Origin of the sequence: Gilliamella sp. B2838 (assembly GCF_026536185.1) — a bacterium.
Taxonomy (GTDB): Bacteria; Pseudomonadota; Gammaproteobacteria; order Enterobacterales; family Orbaceae; genus Gilliamella.
The window spans coordinates 1-557 of record NZ_JAFNOO010000050.1; the positions used below are offsets into that span (position 1 = coordinate 1).

Genomic DNA, 557 nt, shown 5'->3' on the forward strand with positions numbered 1-557 from the left:
TCGGTTTGGGTGGTCAGATATAACCCCTTTGCCGCCGCTAAGGCGCCCCATTCATCAGTGCGCAGTTCAAACCCTTCACCTCGCTGCTCTTTATTCTGGTTAACTAAGTGACCAATATTAAGCTGGGTTTTTCCGTATTCAGTGGCTAACTTGATGTGCTCCTGACCGCGTTTATCATCCATCCGCAGTTTATTGTTGGTCGCTGTGCGAATCACATTGCGATGTTTGTTGGCCGTTGCAACATGGTCAGGGTGAGCACTGTCATGCATCGCATAAGCAATATAAGGGCGGTCAGGGTTACCGTTAGTAAAGGCTATCGCCACCTCCGTACCGTCAATAAGCGGAAAGTGAAAACCATAACTATCACCTGCATACGGTTTTGCCAGTCTCACCCATAAGCTCTCTTCACCGCTGTTCCAGCTTTTCAGGTCAAAGTTAAACTTAACCCGATACCGACCCTGAGTGTCAATATAACCATAGGTGTCATTATCCGGACTGGTTACCCGTGCCGGTAAGGTGCCGCTGATTTGTGGCCATGCTATCGGTTTAGGGCGGTA

The 557-nt window shown here is 49.0% G+C and carries 1 protein-coding gene; it reads right to left on the reverse strand.

The window, feature by feature from the left end:
- Nucleotides 1-557: type VI secretion system Vgr family protein (locus J3U63_RS13265; protein ID WP_416381315.1), on the reverse strand; the 557-nt coding region annotated here is incomplete at both ends.